Raw genomic sequence first — 26,460 nt, forward strand, 5'->3', positions numbered from 1 at the left:
AGAAATTTTCCATTAATAGAAAAGCATGTGCATTTTATTTATGAGGAATAAAGTTTGCAAATGCAACCCTAACCACGTTGCGAAGCGAATGTCTTAGCTGCCATAGGTATAGAGCATTGGATGAGGCAAGAGTGCTAAAAGCACGTTTGACCGCGTTGCTCATATAATTATTTACTGCTCGCTGGATGCTTTTTAATGGGTCTTATAACATGAGTGCGTTATTAAATTAGTACTGCTTTTTTATAAATGGCTTGGTAGAGGAAATAAAATATTTAATATTATTTTAATTAAGGCCTGAGATATTGATTCTTCCAGATCTTAGCATATATATACCAAATTTATCTCTCAGTGTGTCTATGTGTTTAGGTTGAATAGAAATCATTGAAAAAAGCCCAACACCATATTCAATTTCAAAGAAAAAGTTAGCACAATTTTGTCGTTTGCTTTCTTCTAATAATATTCTTCTAGCAGATATAGTTCTATCTTTCATGTCTTTTAACTCACGCTGCCATATTTCTTTAAGCTCTTCAGATGATAATATTTCATTTATAATATATGCACCATGTATGGCAGGGCTTGAAATGCTTAATCTAGTGAGTCTAGACAGGTGCAGCATGGTTTTAAAACAAGTCTTTCGATTCTTTGCTACAACAATTAAAGCGCCGATTCTATCATTATAAAGGCCGAAATTTTTAGAGCATGAATATGCAATAAAAAATTCATCTATTTGAGAAGAAAACAAATCAATGCAGTAGTTGTCGTCTTCCTGAATCCGTGAAGCCGGCGCCGACACTTTCCCTATCACCGCCAGCGAGCACTTTTTGATCATTCGCCCCGTGCAAGTTGGCTTTCGCAAGCCCGTTATTGCCAAAACCCACCGTGCTGATCAGTGCTGACGGCCCGTTTTGTCATGCCTTTCCACCCGCCAGGCACGACATATCTGGCGATCACGTGTCGCCTGGAACTGCTTGTGGATAGAGTGTCGCCGATTGACGGTCAGCATGGCGTTCCTCGTGGATAACGCAGTCGGCTCCGCAGCGTCTTGAGCACCGTCATGCGCCCGATATCCTGCCCGACGTCGAGGATGATCTGCCGTGCCTTGTGAATCACGAGAGCCGCACGGTGCACCAGCTCTTGTAGCACGGTGCGCAGCCGGCGCCGCTTGGCCGGGTGGCGAACCGGGCTCAGCTCGCCGGTCATGCCCAGCTGTCCCATCAGGCGCAGGATGTTGTAGGCCAACTGGGCGAGATGCAGGATCAGATCGTTGGTGGCGAACTTGCCGGACGGCAAGCGCTCCAGGTCGAGATCGGTCTTGATCTCGCTGTGAAACTGCTCATGGGTGGCATGCGCCTGGTAGCGTTTGATCACCGCCTCCGGCGCCTCGTCCAGGCTGGTCCACCAGCCTTCCAACTCATAGTCCGGTTCGAGCAGCAACTGGCCATCGCGATCGGCGGTGCGCTCTACCAGGCGCATCACGCGTTGGACGACGTATTCGGTCTTGTTGTCGTCGTGGATCGAGACGGTCTGCGTCCACAGCGCCTGGCGCTTGCCAGGACGCAGCTCTTCCCAGTAGTCCGCCGCCACCGCCAGCCAGGTATCTCGATCAGCCGTGGCCGAGCCGCGCGGGTTCCATTTGACGACATAGTCGAGCCGGCGCCCCTCGTCGGCAAAGACCTGGCGTTGCTGTTCGAGAAGCGCCAGGTGCGCCTGGCTGTCGAAGCCGCTGTCCTCGCGTAACAGGATCGGTTGCTTGGTCAAGCATTGGGCGCGAGGCAGTACCCGCTCCAGGAAGGCGTTGCTCTCCTTCATGGTGTGCTGCTTGCCAGGCCGCAGTTCCAGACCCAGGCACCACCCTTCGTTGCCCAGATAGGCGGCGATCGGGGTGTAGCCATCGACCTTCTGGTAGGTCCGCGAGACGCCTTCCTTCTTCGAGTTGCTGTTGTCCATGACGAAGGTGTCGATGTCCAGGCAGACGTGCGTCGTCTCGGCGGTGATCGGTGCTTCGATCAGTGACAGCAGGGTCGTGGACCAGGTGGCGGTGCGCGCCTGCAGGTCGTTGGCGGCAAGTTTCTCCAGCCGCTGTCGCAGCGTCGCCGCGCTCGGCACCTTCTGCAGGGTCAGCAGTTGTTGGAAGGGCTTGTCGCGGCGGAAGTTCTCGACAGCGTCATAGTCGCTCATGCCCAGACACAGCAGGCCCAGGTAGCTCTTGATCACGTCACTGGTGCGCATGCCCAGCGTGGTGGGGAAGCGGCTGTCGATGCTGTCGACGCCAGCGATCTCGAAGCATTGCCCGATGATGGACAGCCCGGCGTGGCTGGTGAGGGTGCGGCGACTGGCGCGGAACTTTATGTTGGGCATGGCACTGTCTGGGTGAATGGCGATAATAGCTATATTGCCATGCAGGTCAGTGGGTTAGAAGTGCTTCCGGGGGCCGGTCTCACGGATTCAGGGTCTTGTAAACCTTTTGTTAATCCATGGTAGGCCATGTCTATAATTGGCACTAGTTTTCTATATCTAATTATTTCTAAAATTTTAGCCCACTGCTTCTTTTTTATATCAAAACCAGTCGGATTGTGCCCGCAACCATGTAGAACAATTACATCGCCTTCTGGTATTTTACTAATACTCTCAAGCATTGACTGAAAATCTAATTCCCCCAGAACTCCACTATAGGGGTAACTGTAGATTTTCATACCTAAATGTTGAAAAATATCTCTATGATTATCCCACGTAGGGTTACTAATCCAAACACCTTTGTCAGGATTAATTTGATAAATTATTTCAGCAGAGAGACGAATAGCTCCAGTCCCGCCTATTGTTTGGAATGATAAAATTCTTCCTTCTTTTATAAGCTCATGTTTTCTGCTAAAAAGCAATTCTGAAATTGCTTCGCAAAATCCATTGAAGCCATTAGATCCTTTGTATTTTTTATCGTAAGAGAGATTTTTAATGACTCTTTGTTCAGCTATTTTCACACACTCCATAATAGGAGTTTTGTTTGATTCATCTTGATATAAACCAATTCCAAGGTCAATCTTTCTAGGGTTAGCATCTTGGTTGAAGTGATCGCTGAGAGTGAGTATTGGGTCGGGAGAAATTTTTCCTAGAGTTTCTAACATTGGTTACCTCATTAATTATAAATAAATAGTTTTAAAGATACACCATAGTTGGTGCGCTTAGATTATGGTGTACCTATTAACGCCTGATTTAATTAGGTGAGCTGCTTTTTTGAAAGCTTAGTAGCTTCCTCTATAATGATGTCTTCTTGACTAGCAACTAATTTTCTTGCGGCAAGTCTTTCGCATAATTCAAAAATATCTATATCAAAATCAGAGGAAATTTTCTGGATATATGTTCCGTAACCAGTAAATAATCCATGCATACCTGTCATTATATTTATGGCTTTTATATCAGGAGTTCTACTTGTTATATTATTTTCTGCGTATAATGATAAATTAATTAGATCTTTAAATTTTACATTCATTTTGTAACCAAATCGCTCAAAAACAGCTACGACAGCTTCTAACTGAGTATTTCCGGAACCAGCGCCGAATCCTTTTATAGTCGCATCGATGACTGTTGCCCCTGATTTAGCTGCTTCAATAGAGTTAGCGACCGCGAGTCCAAGGTTATTATGAGCATGGTAGCCAATGGTAATCCCTAGGCCATTAACTAGAGTTGAGACCTTTTCGCCCACCATGTCTGGAGTTGAGTATCCAGCACTATCCATTAGAATAATGCCATCAGCTCCTGCGGCTTTCATCCCAGATGCTTCCTCCAAAAGTCTAGTTGCGTCTGCCATGTGTGACATAATAAGAACGCCAAAAACATTTTTGTGTTGCTCTTTCAAATAATTAATTGATTTATAAGTTATATTGCTTTCTGTGCAATGGCTTGCAATTCGAAAAACATCAACCCCCATATCAATAGCCATATCAAGCTCAGAGTGCTTACCTACACCAGGGACAAAGTGAATGCCTAGTTGGGCGTTTTTACATTTTTCTCTAGCAATAGACAACATGGTTTTGTCATCTACTTTGGCAATACCAAAAGCACTAGAAGATGCACCAATTCCGTACCCATGACCAACCTCTATAATATCTAATCCTGCTTGGTCCGCTTTCTCACAATATGCTGAAATTTGATCAATAGTAAGTTGATGCTTAATGGCGTGATTACCATCCCTTAGTGAGCAATCACTTATTTTTATGGCGTGGTTTTGCATGATATCTCCTTTTTTATAAAATAGATTATACAATGTTAGTTGATCTTGATTCTGCTATAGATATAGCTGCAGAATTAATTATGTCAAGGTTTCCTGCATGTTTGGGTAGGTAATCACCGCTTCCGTAAACCTGCACTGCTAATGTTATTTTGTCTGATTGAACAATAGGCTCTAACGCCAACTGATAGCCTGGAACATATTGTTTAACCATGTTGATTATAGCGGATATGTTTTTTTCCAGGGCGTCGTTGTTTATTTTTTTACAATGTGCATACAGAGTGGTTTGCATGCAGACCTGTGGCATAGCTGGATTTATATTTAAAATTGCCTTTGCAGATTTTGAGTTGGTGAATTTTTTTAATGCAAACTCAGTAGTTGTTATATATTCATCTAGATTCTTTCTAGTTGCTATTCCTGCACTGTCAGAGGATATACTAGAAATTACTTCAATATACTCAATTTCTTCACAAGATTTCTTGATCGCATATGCAAGTGGTAAACTAGCTTGACCTCCGCATGTTATTAAATTTATATTTCTACTCTGTTTTAGGGAGTTGATGTTTATAACAGGAACACAAAGTTCTCCAATCTTTGCTGGAGTAAGGTCAATTATTAATTTATTATATTTTTTAAAGATTTTATCATTTTCTACATGTGCATCTGCTGATGTGGCATCAAAAACAATATCGAAATCATTAATGTGTTTTTCCAAAAAATCGACACCTTGACTAGATGTTGTAATGCCATTTTTATTTGCTTCTTGAATTCCAGGGCTATCGACTCTACGTCCAACAAAAAAGCTTAAGTCTAATTTTTTTGACTTAATTGTTTTATACATTAAGTCAATGCCTATACTACCTGTTCCGATTATTGCAACTTTGCGTAACATTTCTTCACCTATGTTGAATTTGAAAGATACTGATTGACCATAGAGAATGGTTGTGGGTGGTGTTTAGTTATTTAATCAATAGTGCTTTCCTTTAAAAACATTTAATACTGTTTTAGATGGTGTTTCTGCAGGGTGTCAATGGAAGAAAAATTAAAACTTTATTTTGATGTTTAAGATTTTAGCCTAAATAACTTAGCAACTCTTCATGCCGCTCAGGATGAGCTGATAATAAACTTTTCCACTGGAGTGGCGATGGATCACCATTAAGATCTGTCACTTTACAGCCTGCTTCACGAGCAATAAGTATACCCGCAGCAATGTCCCAGAAGTCCAACTCTGCGCCCTGTGACCAAAAAGCATCAAACCGTTCAATGCTGGTATATGCGATTTCAAGAGCTGCAGATCCTGGACTACGAATACCAGCAACGATAGGCATTAATTTCTTGAGATGATTTAGTGAAGTTAAGCAATCTCCTTTACCATGATATGGAAGGCAGGTGCTTACTATCATTTCTGAAAGAGGGCGAGCGCTTTGTAATTTGAGCCTTTTTTTATTTACATAAGCTCCACTTCCTCGAGCTGCCCAAAGCATTTCGTTAAGTAGAGGCTGATAAACTAGACCCAGTAAAATTTCACTGCCCTTAGTCACTGCAATTGAGACGGAAAAATGGGGTACGCCATGAATAAAGTTATTAGTGCCATCTATTGGGTCAATAATGACTGTGTAATCGCTCATGTTCCCAGCCGTACTACCACTTTCTTCACCCATGAAAGCTATTTCTGGGAATAATTCTCGTATACGCTTGATAATGCATTTTTCAGCGGCTCTATCATAAAAAGTAACAAAATCTGATACTCCTTTACGTTCAAAGTCTACCCTTCTGTAAGAATAGTATCCTTCTTTTAAAATCACTCCAGCTTCTTGGGCAGCGACCTTAGCTGTTTCTAAAAGTTTATACTCATATTCTGTAATTGAATCTTCCATTTTTCAGGCCTGCTAGATTTAAATCATTGAATTTTTGCTATTCAGGGAGTTAGATGAAAAATTTTCTAACCCGTTGTGAAATCATGTCCAACATAGTTACTGAGATTATTATTACGATCATAATAGTGGCGGTTTCTGTGTACTGGAAGCCACGCATAGTTTCCCAAAGAGCCACACCAATTCCACCGCCACCAACCATACCAAGTACTGTCGCGGATCGGATATTGGACTCGAATCGGTAAAGGCTAACAGAGATCCATAACGGTAGAACCTGAGGAATCAACCCAAACATGATTTCCTCAATACGTCCGGCACCTGTCACGCGTACTCCTTCCATGGGGCCTTCATCAGCAGCTTCGACTGCTTCCGAGAAAAGTTTGGCGAGTACACCTGTCGTGTGTACGAATAAAGCCATTGTTCCTGCAAATGGACCTAAGCCTACAGCTACTACGAAAAGCATCGCGAAAACGAGTTCATTTATTGCTCGGCTAGCATCCATTAACCGCCGCACTGGTTGATAAATCCACCATGGAGTAAGATTTTCTGATGAAAGTAAACCGAACGGTATTGCACATAAAACTGCTAGGAAAGTACCCCATATAGCGATTTGAACTGTTACTAGCATCTGATCAATATAATATTCCAGATGCCGTAAACTCGGTGGAAAAAAATCTCCCGTAAGGGTTGCCATATTCCCTGCATTAGCTAATAACTGAGCAGGTTCTATTTCAGCACCCTCCCATGCCCAAGCGAGTAATATGAATGTTGCAATCCAGCCGGCAAATTGCCACCAACTAAATTTTTTGTAGTAGTTTTTAGTATCAGTAGTTAATGTAGAGTCCATTTGATAGCTCCGCTAACGGGGCGGTACTCTCGCCCCGAAATTTTATGATGCTAATGATGTATCATAGTAGTAAAATTTTTTAGTTAGCTTTCGTTTAGGGATTGGATACGATTGTTCAGGTTTTCAAGCTGAGTCTCGATATCTGAAAGCCTCGCTTGTTTGGTCTCATCATCTATTGAATTATCAGAGGATATTTGTGAGTGCTCTCTAAAAAGTTCTAATTGCCGTATTGGTAATAATTGGTCGTTATTAGATGCTACAAAGCCAGACCAATTCATTGGCTCAAGAACCTCCCTCTGTGCGGCTGTTTCTCCATAACTTAGTATAAACTGCTGTAAATTATTTTTAATTTCTTGCTCTAAGTCGCTGCGCCATACAAGTGGGTCAGATGGTATGAGAGGAGACTGCCAAATAATTTTTAATTGGTCTGCTTTGTCGGGATGATTGATTTCTAGTCGCTTCATACTGTCGGTACTAAAGGTGGCAACATCAACTTGACCGTTGGCGACAGTAAGAGCATTTGTCTCATGATTTGAGTTGAGTGTACGTCTAAAGGCTGTTCTTGGATCAACATTGTTTTCAGCAAAGACATAGTATCCAGGCACTAAAAAACCGGATGTTGAATTAGGATCTCCATTTCCAAAGGTTAGCTCATTAGCATGTTCAAGTATTTCAGCAATTGAGTTGTAAGGACTATCTTGGTGTACAATCATAAGCCCCCAGTATCCTTGATCGCCATCTGAAGATACTGTTTGAGCAAAGATTTCTCCATTGGCGCGGTCAACTGCTTCCATAGCTGATTTGTTGCCGTACCACGCAATATCAATTTTATCAAAACGCATTGCTTGAATTACAGCTGAATAGTCGGTTGCAAAAAATGGCTCGACATCAACTCCCAATGCATTAGACATATCGTCTAAAAAGGGTTGCCACTGGTCTGCTTGATTTTGGCTAGACTCAGTAGAGGTTATGCCAAACCTTATAGTCTCTACTTCTGAATGCGCTAGAGTGCTATTTAAAAGGCCTATGCTGACAGCCATTAGTAAAGTGCTATAACGGAGCTGAGACACAAACATATGATTCTCCTTGGTTTTTCAGACTTTAGTTTGTAGTATGTGCTGTTGTAGAACGTGATTGTGAGAAGCTGCTTGAGTTTATTTCATCGAGCCCACTATTTTCATAAAGCCCTTGTAAAAGAATATCGGTTAACCCTTCTATCGGGCCATCGTAATATAGACCTCCTTCCTTGAGTGCGATTGCTCTACGACAATAGCATCGTGCAACATCAACTTGATGTAAGGTGATGACAACGGTTCTTCCATCTTCATGGTTGATACGCTGAAGAATCTCCATTACTTCTCGAGCACTGCGAGGGTCTAGAGAAGCAATAGGTTCATCAGCAAATATAACTTCTGCATCTTGAACAAGAGCCCGTGCGATGGCGACCCTTTGCATTTGCCCGCCTGAGAGAGTGTTAGCGCGCTGATTTGCTAGACTCTCAATGCCAACTCTCTCCATTGCTTTTAGCGCTAGCTTTTGTTCTTTTTTTGTGAAGCGGCCAGCTAACGAGCGCCATCTAGGCATTGCACCAAGGTGCCCTATCAAGACATTCGTCATCACACTCAAGCGACCAACAAGATTGAACTGCTGAAAGATGTAACCGCTGCGTCTCCGGTAATCTCGTCCTTGAGCTACAAGGTGACCTTGACGCTGTAGTACGTGGCCTAGTACTTCGATTTTTCCTGTAGATTGTCGGTCAGCTTTAGTCAAGCCAATAAGGTGCCTTAGCAAAGTTGATTTGCCTGAACCAGATGGCCCAATAAGCGTTACAATCTCTCCTTTATTAATTGTGAATTCAATGTGGCGCAATGCCTTGTGAGTTCCGTAGGTTTTATCTATTCCTTCTACATTAATTGCGGTTGTCATGTGTTTATCTCTTTTTTGATTTCAAAATGTCGCATAACTTTCTAAAAACGACTTATTTTAATTTTTTTGATAAGCTGATAATGCAAGTGCAGCGAGTATAAAAAAAGAGCCAAATGTTTTGTTAATGAATTTTAAACGTGACTCAGATTTTATGAAGCTATTTAATTGGCTTGCCAGCGCTGCATACGAAAACATAATGATCAGATCAACTATAATAAGGGTCGTTGCCATTAAGAGAAGCTGAGTCTCATGGGATGTATTGTTACTAGATAAAAATTGAGGAAATAGAGCAACTAGAAAACAGTGGCTTTGGGATTTGTTAAGTTAACAGCCGCAGATTGCCAAAATTGTTTTTTTGGGCTGTTTACCTTGCTTTCAATCGATACCAAAGACCCCGCTGATCTCCATTTATCGATACCTAACCATAGTAAATATAAAACACCTCCCCATTTTATTATTAAGAATGCCGCTGCGGATGAAGTAATTATCGCTCCAAGCCCGATAGCTACAATAAATATCTGTATGCCATACCCGAGTTGCAAGCCTAGAATAGTGGGGATTGAGGATTTAAATCCGTAGTTTATTCCGCTATTCATAGATTTAATGGCTCCCACGCCTGGCGATAAGCTAATTAATATTGAAGCCAGTAAAAAAGTCAGCCATATGTTCAAATTCATATTCACCTCTGGCTAAAAATATGATGCTAGTGATTTTTGCTTAAAACTAATATGGAAGTTGATTGTTTCAGTCTGACTACGATATTAAGTCAGTCCGAATTACTGGGTTTTGCTAGAGAAGTCGCTTTGTTTCAGTTTTGTTTCTTCGGAGTTTCTTGTTCTTTGCTCTGAAGTAAATTTTATTTTAAATCAGAGGTTTAATATCTTCTTTTTTATAGTCATGAAAAAGCATGTAAGAAATTTCTTACATGTGTAATCTTTGGCTTACAAAATATTAGGAGATAGCTTACAAAATCAGATTGGTCAGATATGAGCAGAGCGAGGTGCGAAATAAAAATTAAACTAGTTTATTAGTGATTTATAATTTATAGCTGATTGAGGTATCTAACTTGCTGATTTATTGGTGAGCCGAGCAGCAGCATCGCTCAGCGGGCCAAGCTGTCCGGCAATTAGGCGTAGCTGGCTTTGGATGGGTCGATAGAGCGTGACGGCCTTCTCATCCGCGCCGCTTTGTTCCTCTAACTGGCTCAGCAGCTCGTTGGCGGGCTCGGTGAGTAGCTCCACCGGCAGGCGTTGGTCCAACTGTTCGGCCAGTTGCTCTAACAGCGCGCTAATCCGCTTGGCGAGGGGTACGAAAGCGGCATCGTCTTCATCCTCTGCCAGTCGGTGGCGGTGGGCACCCAGCGCGGAGAGGTGGCTAAGCAGCGTGTTGGAGAGCACCAAAAAGCGCAGGCCGTTATCGGCATCCAGTTTACGGTAGTGCCCTGGCTCGTGAAGCATATTGGTGAGCAGCGTCGAGAGCGCCGCATCCGCGTTATGAGCGTTGCGCCGTGCTAACCGGTAGGCTAAGTCGTCCTGCTTGCCCTCTTCGTACTGGTGAACAATTTCGTCCAAATAGCGGCGGTGGTTGGTCAGTACCTTGGCCGCTTCCCGGTACAGGCGGCGACCCTGCCAATCCGGCAGAATAAAAAACACCGCCAGCCCCGCAATCAGCGAGCCAATCAAGGTGTCAAACAGCCGCGGCCAGATCAGGTCAAAGCCATCCCCCACTTGGTTAAAGCTGCACAGCACCAGCAGAGTGATAGAGGCGGTGGCAACCACATAGTGCTTTTCCCGATTGGCAAAAAACGATACGCCTGCCGCCACTGCAATCATGCTCTGGATAAGTGGCTGGGGGAACAGGCTGATAGACGCCCAGCCTGCAATCAGCCCAAGCACCGTGCCCAGAATCCGCTGGGAGAGAAAGCGCCGGGTGGTGGCGAAGTTGGGTCGGCACACGAACAGCGTGGTGAGCAAAATCCAAAAGCCCTGCTGCGGATCGATCCACTGTAACAGCCCGTAGCCCACCACCAATGCCGTGGTTAAGCGCACCGCGTGGCGAAAGGTGGGCGAACCCAGCGTAAAGTTCAACCGCACCCGTTTCCAGGCTTCCAGCAGGCTCGAAGGGGAGCGGTCATAAAGCGCGCTGTCCCGACGCTCGCTGCCGGTGTCCGGGTTGTGGACGCTGGCAATCTGCGCTTCTAGCGTGGAGAGGTTGTCCGCTAACGCATTCAACGGGCGTATCAGCGGCCGCCACTCGGGCTTGCCGCGCTCGCTAAGATTATCAATCGAAGCGCGTAGGTCGGCCAGCGCCTGTTCGCTCTGCTCGTGACTGAAAGGGCGGTTGAGCAGCAGCGACTTGGCTAGCTGGCGGCAGGCACGGCCCTGCTGGTCCAGCAGCCGCTGGCAGCGAAACAGTACGTCGTGATGAAAAAAGGCTTCAGTAAGTGCGCTGTAAGGGTAGTGGGTGGAGCTTGCCCGCTCGTGGATATCTTGAGCGATAAAGTAAATTTGCAGGTAGCGGTTGAGCTTACGGCTGCCGCGCTGGCCTTCCAGGCGGCGAAAGATCATCTCTTTTGCCTGGTTAAGAGCATCCACTACCTTGCCGTTCTGGCGAGCGAGCGCCACGCGGCGGGCCTCTACATCAACGCCCCGTACCGGCTCAAACAGCGCCGATTTCAAAATCAAGAACTCACCCAGGGCTTTGTACACCCGTGCCATGCTCTGTTTCACCGGCTGGCGGGAGAACAGCGCGCACCACACCACCGAAATCGCTCCGTACCAGGCGGCACCGGCCAACAGCAGCAGCTGGCGGGAGGCGACGTCCTCATCCACGCCGCCGTGCTGTTCAATATTGATCATGGAGTAGATCGAAAGAATCAGCGTACCGGAGGCAATCGTTGCGTAACGCTGGCCAATCGCCCCCAGCATGATCAGCGTAAAGGTGGAGACCGCCAAACCCACCGCAAACAGCCACGGCCACGGAAACAGCCACTGCACCACGAACGACGCCGAGGCAAAGCAGAGCAGCGTGACCACCAAGGCTTGCAAACGTCCCTGCCAGCTATCGTCGGTCTCTGAGAGCGCGCTGGCAATAATGCCCAGAAACAGCGGAATGACCAGCGCTACATCCCCCGCCAGCCCACTAAACAGCAGCGCCCCGCTGAAGGCGATAAACACCCGCAGGCTGTAGGCGAACTTATCTAGGGTCCAAAGGCGGCGCAGGGAATGGGTCAGGGGCATAGAGGCTCTTGTGAGTTTGCTGTTGTTAGACTTTAGTATAGATAGTATGCCGGTACGTGGCTATGGTGTGCCGTTAACGAAAAACCCCGCAGCGTTTGGCTGCGGGGAGCAGGTTGCCTGCGGCTGGGCGTATGGCGCTACAAATACTTCAACAATTTTTGCAGCTTGTTCATATCGGAGGAGTCGCCGACGAGGCGCACGTCGCCTGCCACCATGCCATCCAGGAACGCCTGTTGCGTCGGCTTTCTGAGGATGCGCAGGGCGGCTTGCTGGTCGCGAAAGCGTAGCTCCAGGTCCAGGTCGACGGGCAGGCCTTTACCGGACGTGATGCGTTTGGGGGTCATTCGGTAGTGGCGCGCCGTACTCAAATCTTCTGTGGCAATGCCCCAGTCCAGCCCTCGCATGCGCTCCAGCTGCTCACGAAAGCGCGGCTTGCGGCGCAGGGCGCGCTTGAGCATGAAGCTCAACAGCCACAGCGTCAGCGAAAGCTTCATTAGGAAACGGCGTCCTTGAGCGCTTTACCTGGCTTGAACGCCACGTTCTTGCTGGCCGGAATCTGCAGCGGTGCGCCGGTCTGCGGGTTCTTGCCGGTACGGGCGGCGCGCTCGCGTACGGTGAAGGTGCCAAAGCCAATCAGGGTAACGTCTTCGCCTTTGGCCACGCTGTTGGTGATTTCGTCCAGAATGACATTCAGGACCTGGCCTGCCTTGTCCTTGGACAGGTCAGCACTCTCGGCGATGGCAGCGGCGAGTTCAGGTTTGCGCATGAAGGAATCTCCCTTGTGAAAAACAAACGTCAATGTTGTTGGTAACCCACCCCGGCGGGGCTTATTCAGCCTAGTCGTGAATGCGGCGAAAATCAGCCTAGCAGGGCAGGTACAGCTCTGGAAAGCTCCACTTTCCTTCTCACGCAGCCCCCTGTCAACGCAAAACCAATCAAACGGCCGTCTTTATCTTCCGCCAGCGCCGTCAAATCCTGCCCATGACCCTCCACTCGCCAGTGCTGCGGTGTGCTCACTGGCGGGTAGGCCACCACTGGGAGCAGGGGCGTTTTGACGATGATCGGCCAGGCGCCGAAGCTTACCGGGGTGGGTGAGCCGCCCAGCGTGGCCGCCAGCGCTTTGGCACTGGCTTGCAGCGGCTGGACGTACATGGCGTTCACGCCGTCGATGCAGGCCACGTCGCCCAATGCGTACACGTTCGGCTGGCGGGTGCGAAGCAGTCGGTCCACCTCGATACCGCGGGCGCTGACCTCGAGTCCGGCGGCCTCGGCCAGCGCCGTGCGGGGCGCAAGGCCCGTGGCCAGCAGGACGATGTCCACCGCATGGCGCTCGCCGCCGTCGAGCTGCAGTACCAGTTCGCGGTCGGCATTCAGGGATAGACTGTCCAGCGTGCGTCCAAGCGCCAGTTGCATGCCCGCCGTTCGAAAGGTTTCGGCCAGGGCGTGGCCCAGCGGTTCGGGCAGCAGGCGCGGCAGCGGGGTGCTCTCTGGTGCCACCAGGGTGGCGTGGTGGCCGCCCGCATGGAGGTCGTTGGCGAATTCGCAGCCCACCAGGCCCGCGCCAATGATCGCCACTCGGCTTGGCTGGTCGAGCGCTGCATGCAGTCGGCGGTAGTCGTCCAGGTCGTTGACCGTGAAGCAGCGCCCTTCCAGCGCATCGGGTATCTGGAACGGCGTGCGTGGAGCCGCGCCAGTGGCGAGCACCAGGTTCTCGTAGCGGAGCAGGGTACCGTTGCCCAGGCGCAGCATCTGGTGTTCCACCGCCAGTTCGACGACTTGCGTGTGAGCCATGACCTGGGCATTCAGTTCGTCGGCGAGCGCTTCTGCGCTGCGCTGCGCCAGCTTTTCGGGGCTCAACCGCTTGGCGAAGCCCGTGGACAGCAGCGGTTTGCTGTACTCTTCGCCACGGTCGGCGCTAACCAGCGCGATGGTGCGAGAATCTCCCTGGCGGCGCAGCGCTCGCGCCAGGCCAATACCGGCCATGCCAGTGCCGACAATGACCAGCTCGGCATGTGGGGATTCGCTGAAGTGTGAATCGGGCATATCGTTATCCGGGGGTAAGGAACAAAAGCCTGCCAAGCCATCATGTTACACTAGCCTTCTTTCCAATTGACTGTTCTGGAGGCTCAGGTGACGCTCGTTGAGTTGCCACGCCCTGCGTTTTCGCTACCCCCCCACTGGCGGCCGGTTGCCGCTGCGCGGCCTGCCATGAGTGTGGCCTGGTGGCAATGGGTGGCCTCGACCGACTCCCTGACGGCGCGCCTGATGGCGGCCGGAGCGCCGAGCCAGTTCCGCGTACGCCTGCTGCGTCAGACCATTGGCCTGCCGTTTCAGGACGAAGCCATGGCGCTGGGCATCGCTCCACGTCGCCACGCCTGGCTACGCGAGGTGGCGCTGTGCATCGACGGCACGCCCTGGGTGGTGGCGCGATCGGTGGCACCGCTGGAGCAGCTGCAGGGCAAAGGCCTGGGGGCCTTGGGCGAGCGTTCGCTGGGCAGCTGGTTGTTTCAGCAGCCGGACCTGGTGCGCGGGCCGTTGCAGGCCACGGTGTCGCTCCCGCGCTTCACGGCGTGGGGTGCCCCCGCCAAGGGGCGTAGCCAGTGGGGGCGTCGCTCGGTCTTTCAGCACGCGGGGTTGTCGCTGCTGGTTCAAGAGTATTTTTTATCGACCATGGCCGATGCGCTGAGCCTGCCCTCGCGCTAGGCTATTCTGGAGTTTCTTTCACGAGGTAAGCATGAGCATGGACCGTTCTCTATTGCGGCCAACGGGTTGGGCCCGGCTGGCAGACTTTCTTCAGCTGATGCGCCTGGATCGGCCCATTGGTACCTGGCTGCTCATGTGGCCGACGCTCTGGGCGCTGTGGGTGGCTGCAGAAGGGGTGCCGGGTCGCTCCGTGCTGATCATCTTCATTGCCGGTGTCTACGTGATGCGTGCTGCGGGCTGCGTGGTGAACGACTATGCCGACCGCCATGTGGATGGCCACGTCAAGCGTACTCGCCAGCGCCCCATGGCCACGGGACGCATCAGCGAAACCGAAGCCCAGCTGCTGTTCGTGGCGCTGGTCGCCGCTGCCTTCATTTTGGTGCTGCTGACTAACTGGTTCACCGTGCTGCTGTCGGTGGGCGGCGTGCTGCTGGCTTTCGTGTATCCGTTCATGAAGCGCTACACCCACTTCCCGCAGGTGGTGCTGGGCGCGGCCTTTTCCTGGGCCATTCCCATGGCGTTTGGCGCGGTATTGGGCCACGTGCCTTTGGAAGCCTGGCTGCTGTTCAGTGCCAACCTGCTGTGGACCGTTGCCTACGATACCCAGTACGCCATGGTCGACCGTGACGATGATCTGAAAATCGGTATCAAGTCGACCGCCGTGCTGTTTGGCCGTGCTGACCGGCTGATCATCGGAGTGCTGCAGGCAAGCGTGCTGGCCCTGCTGAGCTGGGTCGCGCTGCGCGTTGGGCTAGGGGGCTTTTTCTGGCTGGGGTTGCTGGGCATGGCGGCGACGTTCGTGTACCAGCAGTGGCTGATCGTCGGGCGCGATCGAGACCGCTGTTTTCAGGCCTTCCTGAACAACCACTGGTCGGGTCTGCTGGTCTTTGCAGGTATTGCCTTGAGCTGGTGGCCGGTAGCGGGCTAAATTGACTGGGTGTCATGGAACTGTCATCAAGTCATGGTGTTATCGTCACACACATGTCATTGAACTTTCCTGTATAGAGCACCGTGAGGCCCTGGAATGACCGCCAAGACCGTACTGATCGTCGATGATGAGGCGCCTATCCGCGAAATGATCGCCGTGGCGCTGGAAATGGCTGACTATCGCGTGCTTGAAGCGGACAACGCCCAGGATGCCCACGCCATGGTCGTCGACCACCAGCCTGACCTGCTGCTGCTGGACTGGATGATGCCGGGCACCAGCGGCATCGAGCTGGCCCGTCGGTTGAAGCGCGAAGAAGCCACTGCCGAGCTGCCGATCATCATGCTGACGGCCAAGGGCGAGGAGGACAACAAGATCCAGGGCCTGGAAGCGGGTGCCGACGACTATATCACCAAGCCCTTTTCCCCCCGTGAGCTGGTGGCCCGCCTGAAGGCCGTGCTGCGCCGTGCCACGCCGCGTGGCGTGGAAGACCCCATCGAAATCAATGGCCTGCTGTTGGACCCTGTGAGCCACCGGGTCAGCGCCCATGGCAAGGCGCTGGAAATGGGGCCTACCGAGTATCGTCTGCTGCAGTTTTTCATGACCCATCAGGAGCGCGCCTACACGCGCAGCCAATTGCTTGACCAGGTATGGGGTGGCAACGTCTACGTGGAAGAGCGCACGGTGGACGTGCATATTCGTCGTCTTCGCAAAGCGCTGGGCGAGCCTCATCAAAATCTGATTCAAACGGTGCGCGGTACTGGGTACCGGTTCTCTGCGCGAGTGTAAGCGTGCGCCTGTGGAGCCGTGAGATCTGGCGCATCATCTGGCTGGCCCTGTTGGGCCTCTGCCTGGGATGGCTGGTGGATTACCCTGGCGCCGGGCTGGCGGCGGGGCTGCTGTTTTGTCTGGTCTATCATCTGCGCCAGTTTCGGGCGCTCTTCCTTTGGCTGACCCTTCACCCCCACGATGAGCCCCCGGCGGCCAAGGGCATGTGGGGGGAGCTGTTCGACCGCCTCTATCGCTACCAGAAAAGCCAGCGCATTACCCAAAGTCGTTTGCGGGCGACGCTGGCGAGAATTCAGGAGTCCTCCGAAGCCATGCGCGATAGCGTGGTGATGCTGGACCGACACGGCGACCTGGAGTGGTGGAACAGCGCGGCCACCGACATGCTGGGGCTGCAAACCGCCCACGACCGTGGCCAGCACATCACCAACCTGCTGCGCGACCCTCGCTTCATCAGCTACTTCAATGCCCGCGACTACAGCGAGCCGCTGACGCTGACCTCGCCGATCGACGAGCGGCGCATCCTCCAGTATCAGATCACCCTCTACGGCGATGACGAGCGGCTGGTCATGGCCCGTGATATCACGCGCTTGCATCGCCTGGAGCAGATGCGGCGTGACTTCGTCGCCAACGTCTCCCATGAACTGCGCACTCCGCTGACCGTGCTGTCGGGCTATCTGGAAACCTACGGCGACCTCAAGGAGCTGCTGCCTCCCCGCCTGGGTAAAGGGATCGTACAGATGGAGGAGCAGACGCGACGAATGCAGAATCTGGTCAACGACCTGCTGCTGCTGTCACGGCTGGAAATCGACCAGGGAGGCGATGATCACCAGACGCTGGCCGTAGGCCCCATGCTCGACAGCATTCGCCGAGACGCCCTGGCGCTCTCCAGGCAGCAGCACAGTGTGCAGGTCATTCTGGAGAGCGACGCTGGCTTGATCGGCAGCGAGCAGGAGCTGCGCAGCGCCATTTCCAATCTAGCCTTCAATGCCGTGCGCTATACCCCAGAAGGCAGTCAGATCACGTTGCGCTGGTCGGTGGCCGCCAACGGCAGCGGGTGTATCGAGGTCGAGGATGATGGCGATGGCATTGATCCGGTGCATATCCCCCGCCTGACCGAGCGCTTCTATCGAGTGGATAAAGGGCGTAGTACGGCAACAGGAGGGACGGGTCTGGGCCTGGCCATCGTGAAGCACGTGCTGCTGCGCCACGAGGCCCAGCTCAACATAGAGTCACATCCTGGCGAGGGGGCATCCTTTCGCTGTGTCTTCCCTGCCAAGCGAGTCAGCGGCTCGGCTTGAGGGCTCGATGACGCTTTGCGCTCCTCCTTATCCGCTTCCTGCACAACCCCTGTATAAGTGTGCCATATTGGCATAGAACTCTGGTCACACATCACTCATGTGTCATTTTTAACCACCTCAAAGGCGTGGTCATGACCCCCTGAGCCCATGCTTTATACCATCCTTGTTTTTTTAAATTATTGATAATAAATAATTTTTTTGATTTTTGGCATGCGTGGCACAACGTATGCAATATTCTAGGCAAGGAAGATTACCGCAGGAACTGGTAAGACATGAAGTCACTCTTCCTTAACTATGCGGTATCAACAGCGATCGAGGAGGCGGAATATGATGTCCAAGGAACTACTCAAGAAAGCTGGTATTTTAGGTGTTTCTTTTGGCCTGATGGCAAGCCCACTGGCTTTTGCAGACACCACGGATCACTCATCCATCGACCAGAATCAGGATGTAACCGTCGAAGATGAGCCCATGAACACACAGTCTGGCACAGCCGAGCCCGGCAGCTATGACACCGAAGACCTGACGACGGATCACGGCACTCAAGGCCCCGACGTCGTGGATGAGCCGGACTCCACCAACATGAGTGGTGGTGCCGAGTACACCCCAGAAGACGTAGTTGAAGAAAACAGCGGTAGTTAAGTAACAATTCTTTGCAAAGCTGGAAAAAACTCTTACGCTTAGGGTTGAGCAAACAAGGGGCAAGGATGTCCCATAGCAAGGATGCTCATCGATTCACGGATGAATCAGAAAACGGTCAAGACACTGGTCAGGGTAAATTCCAAGGTTGGAGTCCCGCAAACGGATAGGAAGCCAGCAGTCAGTATCGTTCACAAGTAAGAGTGGTCGAGACCCCGCCTAGCGGGGTCTAATTTTTTGTGCCTGCTATATGGGCGGCCCTTTGATGAGTGGCTCTGATTCAGAGCGCCGAGCCTGCCGCCTTATCCCGTGTGTCCGGTGTGCCACGATAGTGGCGGTCCCACATGAGGACGGCGCCTGCGACGGCGCCTGGAATCAGGAACAGGTTGGCCAAGGGGATCCAGGTGATGAGCATGACCAGCCCGCCATATGTCATGCTCGGCCACCAGCGCCGTGAAAGCCTGCTGCGCATGTCCTTGAACGACACTTTGTTGTTATCCATCGGGTAATCCAGATAGGTAATGGCCATGACCCAGGCAGAAAAGAGCGCCCATAAGGGAGGCGCGAAGACGTTCAAGCCGGGAATCCAACTGAACAGGAACAGCACAGCCATGCGCGGCAGGATATAGCTCAGCTTGACCAGCTCTCGTCCCACAGCGTCCAGCGCCGTTTTGACCAGCCCTCGGTCATCCAGAGGCTCACGCCCGGTGGCCTGGCGCTCTACCTGAGCCGCCAGAAACCCATAGAAAGGCGCTGCGATCAGGTGAGTCACCAGGGTGAAGCTAAAAAAGATCACCACCAGCAAGCTGATGAAGAATAGCGGCCAGATGAGCCACGACAACCACTCCAGCCAGCCAGGCACCATGGCCATGCTGCTCTCCAGCCAGCCCGAAAAACGTGTGAAGACCACGTAAACCATACCCGTATACACGAGCAGATTGACCAGAATGGGTAGAAAGACATAGCGCCTTAGCCCGGGCTGATACACCAGGCGGGTGCCTTGACCCAACGCGTTGAGTGCATTCACGCGACATTACTCCCTAAAAAACGCCCAGATGATTATCTGGGCGTATTGCAGGAGGGTTTGGCGGGCAGGTCAAGATTTTTTCATGACCTTCTGTTCCAGGGTACTGGGATCGCTGTGGCGAATATCCAGGCCTTTCACCAGGTACACCACGTATTCCGCCAGGTTGTTGGCGTGGTCGCCCACCCGTTCCAGGGCGCGCAGTACCCACATGATGCTCAGCACCGAACTGATGGAGCGCGAGTCTTCCATCATGAAGGTCATCAGCGAGCGCATGGCGCTGCCGTACTCGTCGTCTACCGATTCGTCTTCGCGAACGACCTGCATGGCCAGCTCGGTATCGAAGCGGGCGAAGGCGGTCAAGGCGTCACGCAGCATCTTGCGCACGTGCTCGCTGATATGGCGAACTTCTACCAGACCGCGAATGCCACCGCTATTTTCACTTAACAACAGCGCATTGCGGGCAATCTTGCTGGCTTCGTCGCCGATTCGCTCCAGGTCCGAGGTGGCACGGATGACCGCGAGCACCAGCCGCAGGTCCGATGCCGCCGGCTGACGGCGAGCCAGCACCCGGGTGCATTCGTCGTCGATTTGCAGCTGCAGGTCGTTGACCTGACGGTCGTTGTCGCGCACTTTTTCCGCCAGGCGGCTGTCGCCCTCCAGCAGGGCGTGCACCGCATCCTGCACCTGCTTTTCCACCAGACCGCCCATGGCCATCAGGTGGGTCTTCAGCTCTTCCAGCTCCTGGTTGAACTGGCGAGAGATGTGTTGGCTGTGTGTCTCGCTCGTGATATCCATTGAGCACTCCTGACGTATCGTCGATGGGGCCTAGGTCATGCGGCCGGTAATGTAGTTTTCGGTGCGTTGTAGACGCGGGTTGGTGAACACTTGATCCGTGGGCCCATATTCGATCAGTTCACCGTTTTGCAAAAAGGCCGTGTAGTCGGAAACCCGCGCGGCCTGCTGCATATTGTGAGTCACCAGCACCAGGGTGAGCTGGGACTTCAGGTTGCGTATCAACTCCTCGATCTTGAGGGTCGAAATAGGGTCGAGGGCCGAGGCGGGCTCGTCCAGCAGCAGGACATCCGGCTGAACGGCCAGCGTCCGGGCAATCACCAGGCGCTGCTGTTGCCCGCCGGAGAGCTGCCAGGCCGAACGGTGCAGGCGGTCCTTGACCTCATCCCACAGAGCGGCCGATGTCAGCGCCCACTCGATGATGTCGTCGCGTTTGCGTTTGGGCAGGCGCCCTTGCAGGCGCAGGCCAAAGGCCACGTTTTCGTAGATCGACATCGGGAACGGGTTGGGCGTCTGAAACACCATCCCTACCCGCCGTCTGAGTTCGGTCACGTTCATGCGTGGCGCATGAATGTCCTGCTCTTCCAGGTAGATATGGCCGTCGTGGGTCACGGATTCGTTCAAGTCGTGAAGCCGATTGATTGCCCGTAGCAGCGTGGACTTTCCGCAGCCCGAGGGGCCGATGAACGCGGTCACCCGGTGACGAGGTACGTCGAGCGTCAGGTCACGCAACGCCGGTTTCCCCGCATAAGCGAGGTTGAACTGGTGGATGCTCAGGCACCGGGCGTCGGCTGAGAAGCGCGTCACCGGCGGTTGAGCAGTGTTGGCGGATGATAACGCTAGCATTCGTTTCCTCGTTGACGCCTCAGATAATGACGCAGAAATATGGCAGTTAGATTAAGCACCAGCACAATCAGCACCAGCAGGAGTGCGGTGGCAAACACCAGGGGGATCGAGGCCTGTACGTCTTCACCGTGGAAGGCCGTATCAAATAGATGATAGCCGAGGTGCATGAACTTGCGTTCGAGATGCAGGTAGGGAAACTCGCCGTCCAGGGGCATTTGCGGAGCCAGCTTGGCGACGCCCACCAGCATCAACGGGGCCACTTCGCCAGCGGCCCGCGCCACGGCCAGAATCACCCCGGTCAGCATGGCGGGCATGGCCATGGGCAGCACGATGCGCGTGAGCATCTCCAGGCGGGTCGCCCCCAGCGCCACGGCCCCTTCACGTTGGGCATCGGGAATGCGTGCCAGGCCCTCTTCCGTAGCCACGATCACCACCGGCAGGGTCAGCAGTGCCAGGGTCAGCGATGCCCACAGCAGCCCGCCGGTACCAAAGGTCGGTGATGGCAGTTCGTCTTCGAAGAACCAGCTGTCGATGGAACCGCCGATGCCGTACACGAAAACTCCCAGCCCAAACACGCCATATACGATGGAGGGCACGCCAGCGAGGTTACGGACCCCGATACGCACCAGATGGGTCAGGCGGTTCTGGTGGGCAATTTCGTTGAGGTAAATGGCTGCCAGCACGCCAAAGGGGGTGACGATCACGGACATGAGAATCACCATCAGCAGCGTACCGAAAATGGCCGGCCATACGCCGCCCCCGGTATTGGCCGCACGCGGCCCCTCACTGAGGAACTGCCACACGCGCCCGCCCCAGGCTGCCACCTTTTGGTGCCAGGCCATGGCGTTGGGAGTTTGCAGGTGGGTGATCCCCGCCAACGGCTGAGGCTGTACCCTGCCATTGGCCTCCAGCAACAGCTGGGCGTCGGGGCGCTGGTTTGGCGGCAGCATCAGGGCTTGGCGCACGAACTCCTTGGCCGCCTGCCCTTCAAGCCGCTGGCCTGCACTGTCGACGGCGACCAGGCGGCCAAGAAAGTCGCCCCATGGGGTACGCTCCAGGCGTATCAGCTCAGCGGGTGTGGTGACCTGGGCGATTTGATCGACGGCCAGCCAGCGCCAGCTGGCGCCCATGAGGTCGCGGTTGCCGGTAAAATAGAGCCGCTCCATGCCTTGGGCATGGGGTAGCGGCACCTCGCGCACCGGCTGGCCGATCACCGTTTCGCCGCTGTGCAGGGTGACCTCCTCCAGCTCGGCGGGCCAGAAGTGACCTAACCCTTTGGTGGTCAGCAGTACCAGCAAAGCGCCGAGCATGAGCAGCGAAAGGGCCACGCTACCCGCACATAGCCAAGGCCACAGCCGGTTGCCCGCCGTGTTCAGGCGAAAGCTCAGCGCTCGCCAGCCCATCAGCGTGCGCCTCCCAGCCGCTGGTAACGCCGACGCAGGCGCTGGCGCACGACTTCGGCCAGCGTATTGACCGAGAAGGTGAAGATGAACAGCGCCAGCGCCGCCAGAATCAGCAGGTGATAGGTCATGCCGCCGGGGGAGGCCTCCGGCAGCTCGATGGCAATCGACGCCGACAGTGAACGTAGCCCCTCAAAGGGGCTGGCGCTGAACAGTGCGGTGTTGCCGCTGGCCATCAGCACGATCATGGTTTCGCCCACGGCGCGGCCTGCGCCAATCATCACCGCCGAAAACACGCCAGGGCCTGCGGTGGGCAGGGCGACTTTCCACAGCGCTTGCCAGCGGCTGGCGCCCAACGCCTGGGCGCCTTCCATCAAGGTGGATGGCACGTCGGCCAGGGCGTCATCGGCCAGCGAGTAGATACTGGGAATAATCGCAAAGCCCATGGCGATGCCGACGATCAGGGCGTTGCGTGTGGCGTAGTCGATGCCGTGGCGCTGCTCCAGCCACAGACGCAAGTCGCCCCCCAGCCAGTGGGTTTCGGCGAGCGGTGCCGCCCACAGGGCCAGGGCGGTCATGCAGGCGAGCCACGGTATCAGCCACAGTGCCGCCGACGACAGCGGCAGCCGCTGGCGCCAACGGCTGCTGGCCATATGCCAAAGGGCACCTGCCAGCGCTGCGCTCAGCGGCAGCCAGGCCAGTACGAGCAGGGTGCTGGCCAAATGACGCTCTACCCACGGGGCCAGCAGCAGTCCGGCAATGAAGCCAATCACCACGCCGGGTATTGCTTCCATCAACTCCATCACGGGCTTGATGCGGCTGCGCAGGCGTGACGACATGAACAGCGCCGAATACATGGCGGCCCCTAGCGCAATAGGCGTGGCAAACAGCATGGCCGCCAGGGCAGCTTTGAGGGTGCCCCAGGCGAGCGGCGACAGCGTGGCCAGGGAGAGCGCTTCGCCAAAACCAAGCAGCGGCAGCGCTTCCCACACCAGAAAGACGCCAATGGCGAGGATCGCCAGCAAAACAGCAATGCCGCCAGCCGTAATCAGTCCGGTGGCAATACGGTCGTGAAGCAAACGTAGCGGCTGACGCGAAGCAGGTAGCCGAGGAGGAGTCATGTCGACATCATACGAAGCAGGTGCCGTGATGAAAATAAGGGTTTGTGGCCAGAATAGCTTACCCTACGCCCTGTTTGTGACAATTGGATGACAGTTTATTCATCCAGCGCTTGGCTGCTGCGCAGGTGGTCGGGAAGTGCCACGAAGCCTGCCGCCTGCACGATCTGCTGCCCTTCGGCTGAAAAGACCAGCTCCAGAAAGGCTTGCTCGGCCGCCGGGAGCGCTTCGCCGGGGGGCAAGTTGACGTAGAGATACAGCGTTCTGGAGAGTGGATAGGTGGCCTTTTGAATGTTCGCCACGCTGGGCTCTACCGGGTTGCCTTGCTCATCGGCCAGCGCCACGGCGCGTACCATGGGGGTCAGGTGGTTGTATCCGGCATAGCCCATGGCGTTGGGCGACTCCCCCACGGCGGCAATCACCGCTGCCGCACCGGGATGTTCGCTGATATCGCGGCGAAACTGCCCGCCGCACAAGGCGCGCTGCTGGAACAGCCCCTGGGTGCCGGAGGCCAGGGTTCTGCCATGCAGGGCAATGTGCCCGTAAGGCCAATCCGTGGCGGGCAACAGCGCTTCCCAACGCTGCAGAGGCGCATCGGCACCGCAGGCGAGGGTGGTAGAGAAGATGGCATCTACCTGCGCCAGTGACAGGGCTTCCAGCGGGTTATGGCGATGTACCACCAGGACCAGGGCATCGCGGGCGACGCTGAGTTGCAGCGGCGGGTAGCCATAACGCTGGATGAACTGCTGGTGCTCGCGTTCGGTCATGGCCCGCGACATGGGCCCGATGCGGGTGGTGCCTGCCACCAGAGCTGTGGGGGCGCTGGCCGACCCCCCCGCCTGAAATTGCAGAGTGATATCGGGGTAGCGCGCATTCAAGGCTTCACCCCAGCGCAGCATCAGCCCGGCCATGGTGTCCGAACCCACGGCGCCCAGCGTGCCGCTGATGGGCGCTGGCTGCGCCCAGGCAAAGGCGCTGCAGCAGCATAGCCAGCTTGCCAGCAGTAGGCGGTAAGGTCTCCATCGCTGTACACTGTCGCTCTTCAAACGCCGTTCCTCTTGTGATTAACTGGTGCTAGCCTGTTATTGCAGTGCAGCAACAGGCGCTAGGCCCGACCACAACAATAACCTTGCAAAGCGACGACCTCATGACACCACTGGATTCCGATGTGGACGATGCTCCCGCCCCTAAAGGGCAGCTCACGTTAAAATTACTGGCTTCTCGTCAGGATACCAACCTCTACGGGGACATTCCCGGCGGCTGGCTGGTGAATCATATGGACCAGGCCGCCGAACTGGCCGCTGGCCGAGAGGCGGGTGGGCGCACTGCCACGGTCGCCATCGAAGCCATGGATTTTCTAAGCCCGGTGCGCGTGGGCTCCATGGTCAGTGTATACACCCAGGTACAGGATATTGGCCATAGCTCGATCCGCATCGACGTGGAGGTCTGGGTGCGTCCTCCCCATGGCCGACACATCGAAGAGCGCCAGAAGGTCACCGAAGCGCGTTTCGTCATGGTGGCGCTGGATGACAATGGTCGGATCAGAGCGGTTCACAGCTGATGTGGCCATGACACCGTCGTCATAACAAAGTCGTCATAACAAAAAGGGCGCCGAGGCGCCCTTTTGAGTCGAAGGTGATCAGGCACCCACGCTGTCGCGGCTCTTCAGGTAGGCATACTCGCCTACGTCACTGAAGGGGCGCAGCACGCTCTGGAAGGCCGAGTAGGATTCCCACACGCGACGCGACTCTTCATCGCCATCGACCTGGCGCTGAATGGCTTCTTTGGAGGACTCGTACAGCGCGGCCATGACGTCATCCGGGAAGGTGCGCAGCTGCACGCCGTGCTCGTCGACCAGCGTCTCGAGCGCCTGGGCGTTGCGGTAGGCGAACTCGCTGATCATGGCCAGATTGGACGCACGTGCCGCTTCGCGAATCACGTCCTGCAGGTCTTCCGGCAGGGCATTCCAGGCGTCCAGGTTGACGGTGCCTTCCAGCACCGCCGTGGGCTCGTTCCATACCGACGTGTAGTAGTAGTCGGCCACCTGATGCAGGCCGAAGGCCATGTCGTTGTAGGGGCCTACCCAGTCGGCGGCATCCAGAACACCGGTTTGCAGCGAAGTGAAGATTTCGGAGCCTGGCATGTTCACGGTGGTGACACCGATACCGTTCATGGCTTCACCGGCCAGGCCTGGCAGGCGCAGGCGAATGCCCTGCATGTCGGCCAGCGAATTGATCTCTTTCTTGAACCAGCCCGCCATCTGAGTGCCTGTATTACCCACGGCAAAGGGCTTGAGGTTGTGGTTGGCGTAGATCTCGTCCCACAGCTCCTGGCCACCGCCATGGTACAGCCAGGCGTTCATTTCAGTGGTGGTCATGCCAAATGGCACGGCGGTGAAGAACTGAGAAGCCGCGACTTTACCGCGCCAGTAGTAAGACGCGGAGTGACCCATTTCAGCCGTGCCAGCGGCGACGGCATCAAAGACTTCCAGTGCCGGTACCAGCTCGCCTGCACCGTGAACGCGAATGCGCATGCGGCCGTTAGAGAGCTGTTCCACACGACGAGCAAAGTCGTTAGCACCGGTACCCAGGGCGGGGAAATTCTTCGGCCAGGAGGTGACCATATCCCAGGTGTAGGTTTCGTTAGCGCTGGCGGTAGAAACAAAGGGGGCAGCAGCGACACCGGCGGCACCCAGGCCGGCGGTTTTCAGGAATTGACGGCGTTGCATGGCGGGCATGACTCCGAAATTATTGGATGTTTTTTATAAGCGCAGTGAGCGCAGTGTCCGCCTGCCAGTATGCGCCAAGCAGGTTTTATT

The 26,460-nt window shown here is 53.9% G+C and carries 26 protein-coding genes and 1 pseudogene; 6 read left to right on the forward strand and 21 right to left on the reverse strand.

Annotated features, from left to right (window positions below):
- Positions 1-283 precede the first annotated feature (283 nt).
- The 14 genes and pseudogenes from RVM27_RS09045 to RVM27_RS09110 form a co-directional block, all read right to left on the reverse strand.
- The gene (locus RVM27_RS09045; protein WP_498956395.1) at positions 284-829 is read right to left on the reverse strand and encodes a PLP-dependent aminotransferase family protein; all 546 of its coding nucleotides are present in this window, start codon (positions 827-829) and stop codon (positions 284-286) included.
- Positions 830-996: 167 nt separating this feature from the next.
- Positions 997-2,358, reverse strand: coding sequence for an IS1380 family transposase (locus RVM27_RS09050; protein WP_498956396.1), 1,362 nt, complete (start codon positions 2,356-2,358; stop codon positions 997-999).
- 29 nt (positions 2,359-2,387) lie between these two features.
- Positions 2,388-3,119 (reverse strand): aminotransferase class I/II-fold pyridoxal phosphate-dependent enzyme, encoded by a 732-nt coding sequence (locus RVM27_RS09055; RefSeq protein ID WP_498956397.1) that lies wholly within the window; start codon positions 3,117-3,119, stop codon positions 2,388-2,390.
- Positions 3,120-3,211: 92 nt separating this feature from the next.
- The gene (gene dmpG / locus RVM27_RS09060) at positions 3,212-4,225 is read right to left on the reverse strand and encodes a 4-hydroxy-2-oxovalerate aldolase (protein ID WP_498956398.1); all 1,014 of its coding nucleotides are present in this window, start codon (positions 4,223-4,225) and stop codon (positions 3,212-3,214) included.
- 25 nt (positions 4,226-4,250) lie between these two features.
- Complete coding sequence (locus tag RVM27_RS09065; RefSeq protein ID WP_058577826.1) at positions 4,251-5,114, reverse strand: acetaldehyde dehydrogenase (acetylating); 864 nt, start codon at positions 5,112-5,114, stop codon at positions 4,251-4,253.
- 178 nt (positions 5,115-5,292) lie between these two features.
- Positions 5,293-6,099: an inositol monophosphatase family protein gene (locus RVM27_RS09070; protein WP_058577827.1), complete on the reverse strand. Its 807-nt coding sequence runs from the start codon at positions 6,097-6,099 to the stop codon at positions 5,293-5,295.
- A 49-nt stretch (positions 6,100-6,148) separates the two neighbouring features.
- The gene (phnE, locus tag RVM27_RS09075; protein WP_058577828.1) at positions 6,149-6,943 is read right to left on the reverse strand and encodes a phosphonate ABC transporter, permease protein PhnE; all 795 of its coding nucleotides are present in this window, start codon (positions 6,941-6,943) and stop codon (positions 6,149-6,151) included.
- A gap of 83 nt (positions 6,944-7,026) precedes the next feature.
- A complete protein-coding gene (phnD, locus tag RVM27_RS09080; protein ID WP_058577829.1) occupies positions 7,027-8,019 on the reverse strand; it encodes a phosphonate ABC transporter substrate-binding protein in 993 nt (330 codons plus the stop codon).
- A gap of 25 nt (positions 8,020-8,044) precedes the next feature.
- Positions 8,045-8,869, reverse strand: a complete 825-nt coding sequence (phnC, locus tag RVM27_RS09085; RefSeq protein ID WP_463004131.1) for a phosphonate ABC transporter ATP-binding protein — start codon at positions 8,867-8,869, stop codon at positions 8,045-8,047.
- 57 nt (positions 8,870-8,926) lie between these two features.
- A pseudogene (gene rhtB / locus RVM27_RS09090) lies at positions 8,927-9,546 on the reverse strand (homoserine/homoserine lactone efflux protein).
- Positions 9,547-9,930: 384 nt separating this feature from the next.
- Positions 9,931-12,108, reverse strand: a complete 2,178-nt coding sequence (gene yccS / locus RVM27_RS09095) for a YccS family putative transporter (RefSeq protein ID WP_498956399.1) — start codon at positions 12,106-12,108, stop codon at positions 9,931-9,933.
- A 137-nt stretch (positions 12,109-12,245) separates the two neighbouring features.
- On the reverse strand, positions 12,246-12,602 hold the full coding sequence (locus RVM27_RS09100; protein WP_498956400.1) for a hypothetical protein: 357 nt from the start codon (positions 12,600-12,602) through the stop codon (positions 12,246-12,248).
- On the reverse strand, positions 12,602-12,874 hold the full coding sequence (locus RVM27_RS09105) for an HU family DNA-binding protein (RefSeq protein WP_016915488.1): 273 nt from the start codon (positions 12,872-12,874) through the stop codon (positions 12,602-12,604). Before RVM27_RS09105 ends, RVM27_RS09100 begins: the two co-directional genes overlap by 1 nt.
- 92 nt (positions 12,875-12,966) lie before the next feature.
- Positions 12,967-14,151 carry an NAD(P)/FAD-dependent oxidoreductase gene (locus tag RVM27_RS09110; RefSeq protein ID WP_498956401.1) on the reverse strand — a complete coding sequence of 395 codons (1,185 nt, stop codon included), beginning with the start codon at positions 14,149-14,151 and terminating at the stop codon, positions 12,967-12,969.
- A gap of 87 nt (positions 14,152-14,238) precedes the next feature.
- Between RVM27_RS09110 and RVM27_RS09115 the strand changes: the two genes are divergently transcribed.
- The 5 genes from RVM27_RS09115 (at position 14,239) to RVM27_RS09135 (ending at position 18,462) form a co-directional block, all read left to right on the forward strand.
- Entirely contained in the window at positions 14,239-14,811 is a 573-nt protein-coding gene (locus tag RVM27_RS09115) for a chorismate--pyruvate lyase family protein (protein WP_498956402.1), read from the forward strand.
- 37 nt (positions 14,812-14,848) lie between these two features.
- Positions 14,849-15,739 (forward strand): 4-hydroxybenzoate octaprenyltransferase, encoded by an 891-nt coding sequence (gene ubiA / locus RVM27_RS09120; protein ID WP_081138642.1) that lies wholly within the window; start codon positions 14,849-14,851, stop codon positions 15,737-15,739.
- A 96-nt stretch (positions 15,740-15,835) separates the two neighbouring features.
- Positions 15,836-16,525: a phosphate regulon transcriptional regulator PhoB gene (gene phoB, locus RVM27_RS09125; RefSeq protein WP_016915484.1), complete on the forward strand. Its 690-nt coding sequence runs from the start codon at positions 15,836-15,838 to the stop codon at positions 16,523-16,525.
- Between the two features lie 2 nt (positions 16,526-16,527).
- Positions 16,528-17,823, forward strand: a complete 1,296-nt coding sequence (gene phoR, locus RVM27_RS09130; protein WP_218314052.1) for a phosphate regulon sensor histidine kinase PhoR — start codon at positions 16,528-16,530, stop codon at positions 17,821-17,823.
- A gap of 327 nt (positions 17,824-18,150) precedes the next feature.
- Positions 18,151-18,462 carry a hypothetical protein gene (locus RVM27_RS09135; protein ID WP_039178882.1) on the forward strand — a complete coding sequence of 104 codons (312 nt, stop codon included), beginning with the start codon at positions 18,151-18,153 and terminating at the stop codon, positions 18,460-18,462.
- A gap of 277 nt (positions 18,463-18,739) precedes the next feature.
- On the opposite strand, the gene cysZ is transcribed toward RVM27_RS09135, so the two are convergent.
- The 6 genes from cysZ to RVM27_RS09165 form a co-directional block, all read right to left on the reverse strand.
- Complete coding sequence (gene cysZ / locus RVM27_RS09140) at positions 18,740-19,486, reverse strand: sulfate transporter CysZ (RefSeq protein ID WP_498939506.1); 747 nt, start codon at positions 19,484-19,486, stop codon at positions 18,740-18,742.
- 69 nt (positions 19,487-19,555) lie between these two features.
- Positions 19,556-20,281, reverse strand: a complete 726-nt coding sequence (gene phoU, locus RVM27_RS09145) for a phosphate signaling complex protein PhoU (protein WP_039178877.1) — start codon at positions 20,279-20,281, stop codon at positions 19,556-19,558.
- A gap of 30 nt (positions 20,282-20,311) precedes the next feature.
- Positions 20,312-21,124 (reverse strand): phosphate ABC transporter ATP-binding protein PstB, encoded by an 813-nt coding sequence (gene pstB / locus RVM27_RS09150; protein ID WP_016915479.1) that lies wholly within the window; start codon positions 21,122-21,124, stop codon positions 20,312-20,314.
- Positions 21,118-22,527: a PstA family ABC transporter permease gene (gene pstA, locus RVM27_RS09155; protein WP_498956403.1), complete on the reverse strand. Its 1,410-nt coding sequence runs from the start codon at positions 22,525-22,527 to the stop codon at positions 21,118-21,120. Before pstA ends, pstB begins: the two co-directional genes overlap by 7 nt.
- Positions 22,527-23,645, reverse strand: a complete 1,119-nt coding sequence (locus tag RVM27_RS09160; protein ID WP_081194949.1) for an ABC transporter permease subunit — start codon at positions 23,643-23,645, stop codon at positions 22,527-22,529. Before RVM27_RS09160 ends, pstA begins: the two co-directional genes overlap by 1 nt.
- Positions 23,646-23,740: 95 nt before the next feature.
- A complete protein-coding gene (locus tag RVM27_RS09165) occupies positions 23,741-24,688 on the reverse strand; it encodes a PstS family phosphate ABC transporter substrate-binding protein (RefSeq protein ID WP_498956404.1) in 948 nt (315 codons plus the stop codon).
- A 101-nt stretch (positions 24,689-24,789) separates the two neighbouring features.
- Here RVM27_RS09165 and RVM27_RS09170 point away from each other — a divergent pair, with 101 nt between their 5' ends.
- Positions 24,790-25,203: an acyl-CoA thioesterase gene (locus RVM27_RS09170; RefSeq protein WP_039178866.1), complete on the forward strand. Its 414-nt coding sequence runs from the start codon at positions 24,790-24,792 to the stop codon at positions 25,201-25,203.
- Positions 25,204-25,281: 78 nt separating this feature from the next.
- On the opposite strand, the gene RVM27_RS09175 is transcribed toward RVM27_RS09170, so the two are convergent.
- Positions 25,282-26,370, reverse strand: coding sequence for a TRAP transporter substrate-binding protein (locus RVM27_RS09175; RefSeq protein ID WP_287807013.1), 1,089 nt, complete (start codon positions 26,368-26,370; stop codon positions 25,282-25,284).
- Positions 26,371-26,460 lie beyond the last annotated feature (90 nt).

Origin of the sequence: Halomonas sp. KM007 (genome assembly GCF_050709225.1) — a bacterium.
Classification (GTDB): Bacteria; Pseudomonadota; Gammaproteobacteria; order Pseudomonadales; family Halomonadaceae; genus Vreelandella; species Vreelandella hamiltonii.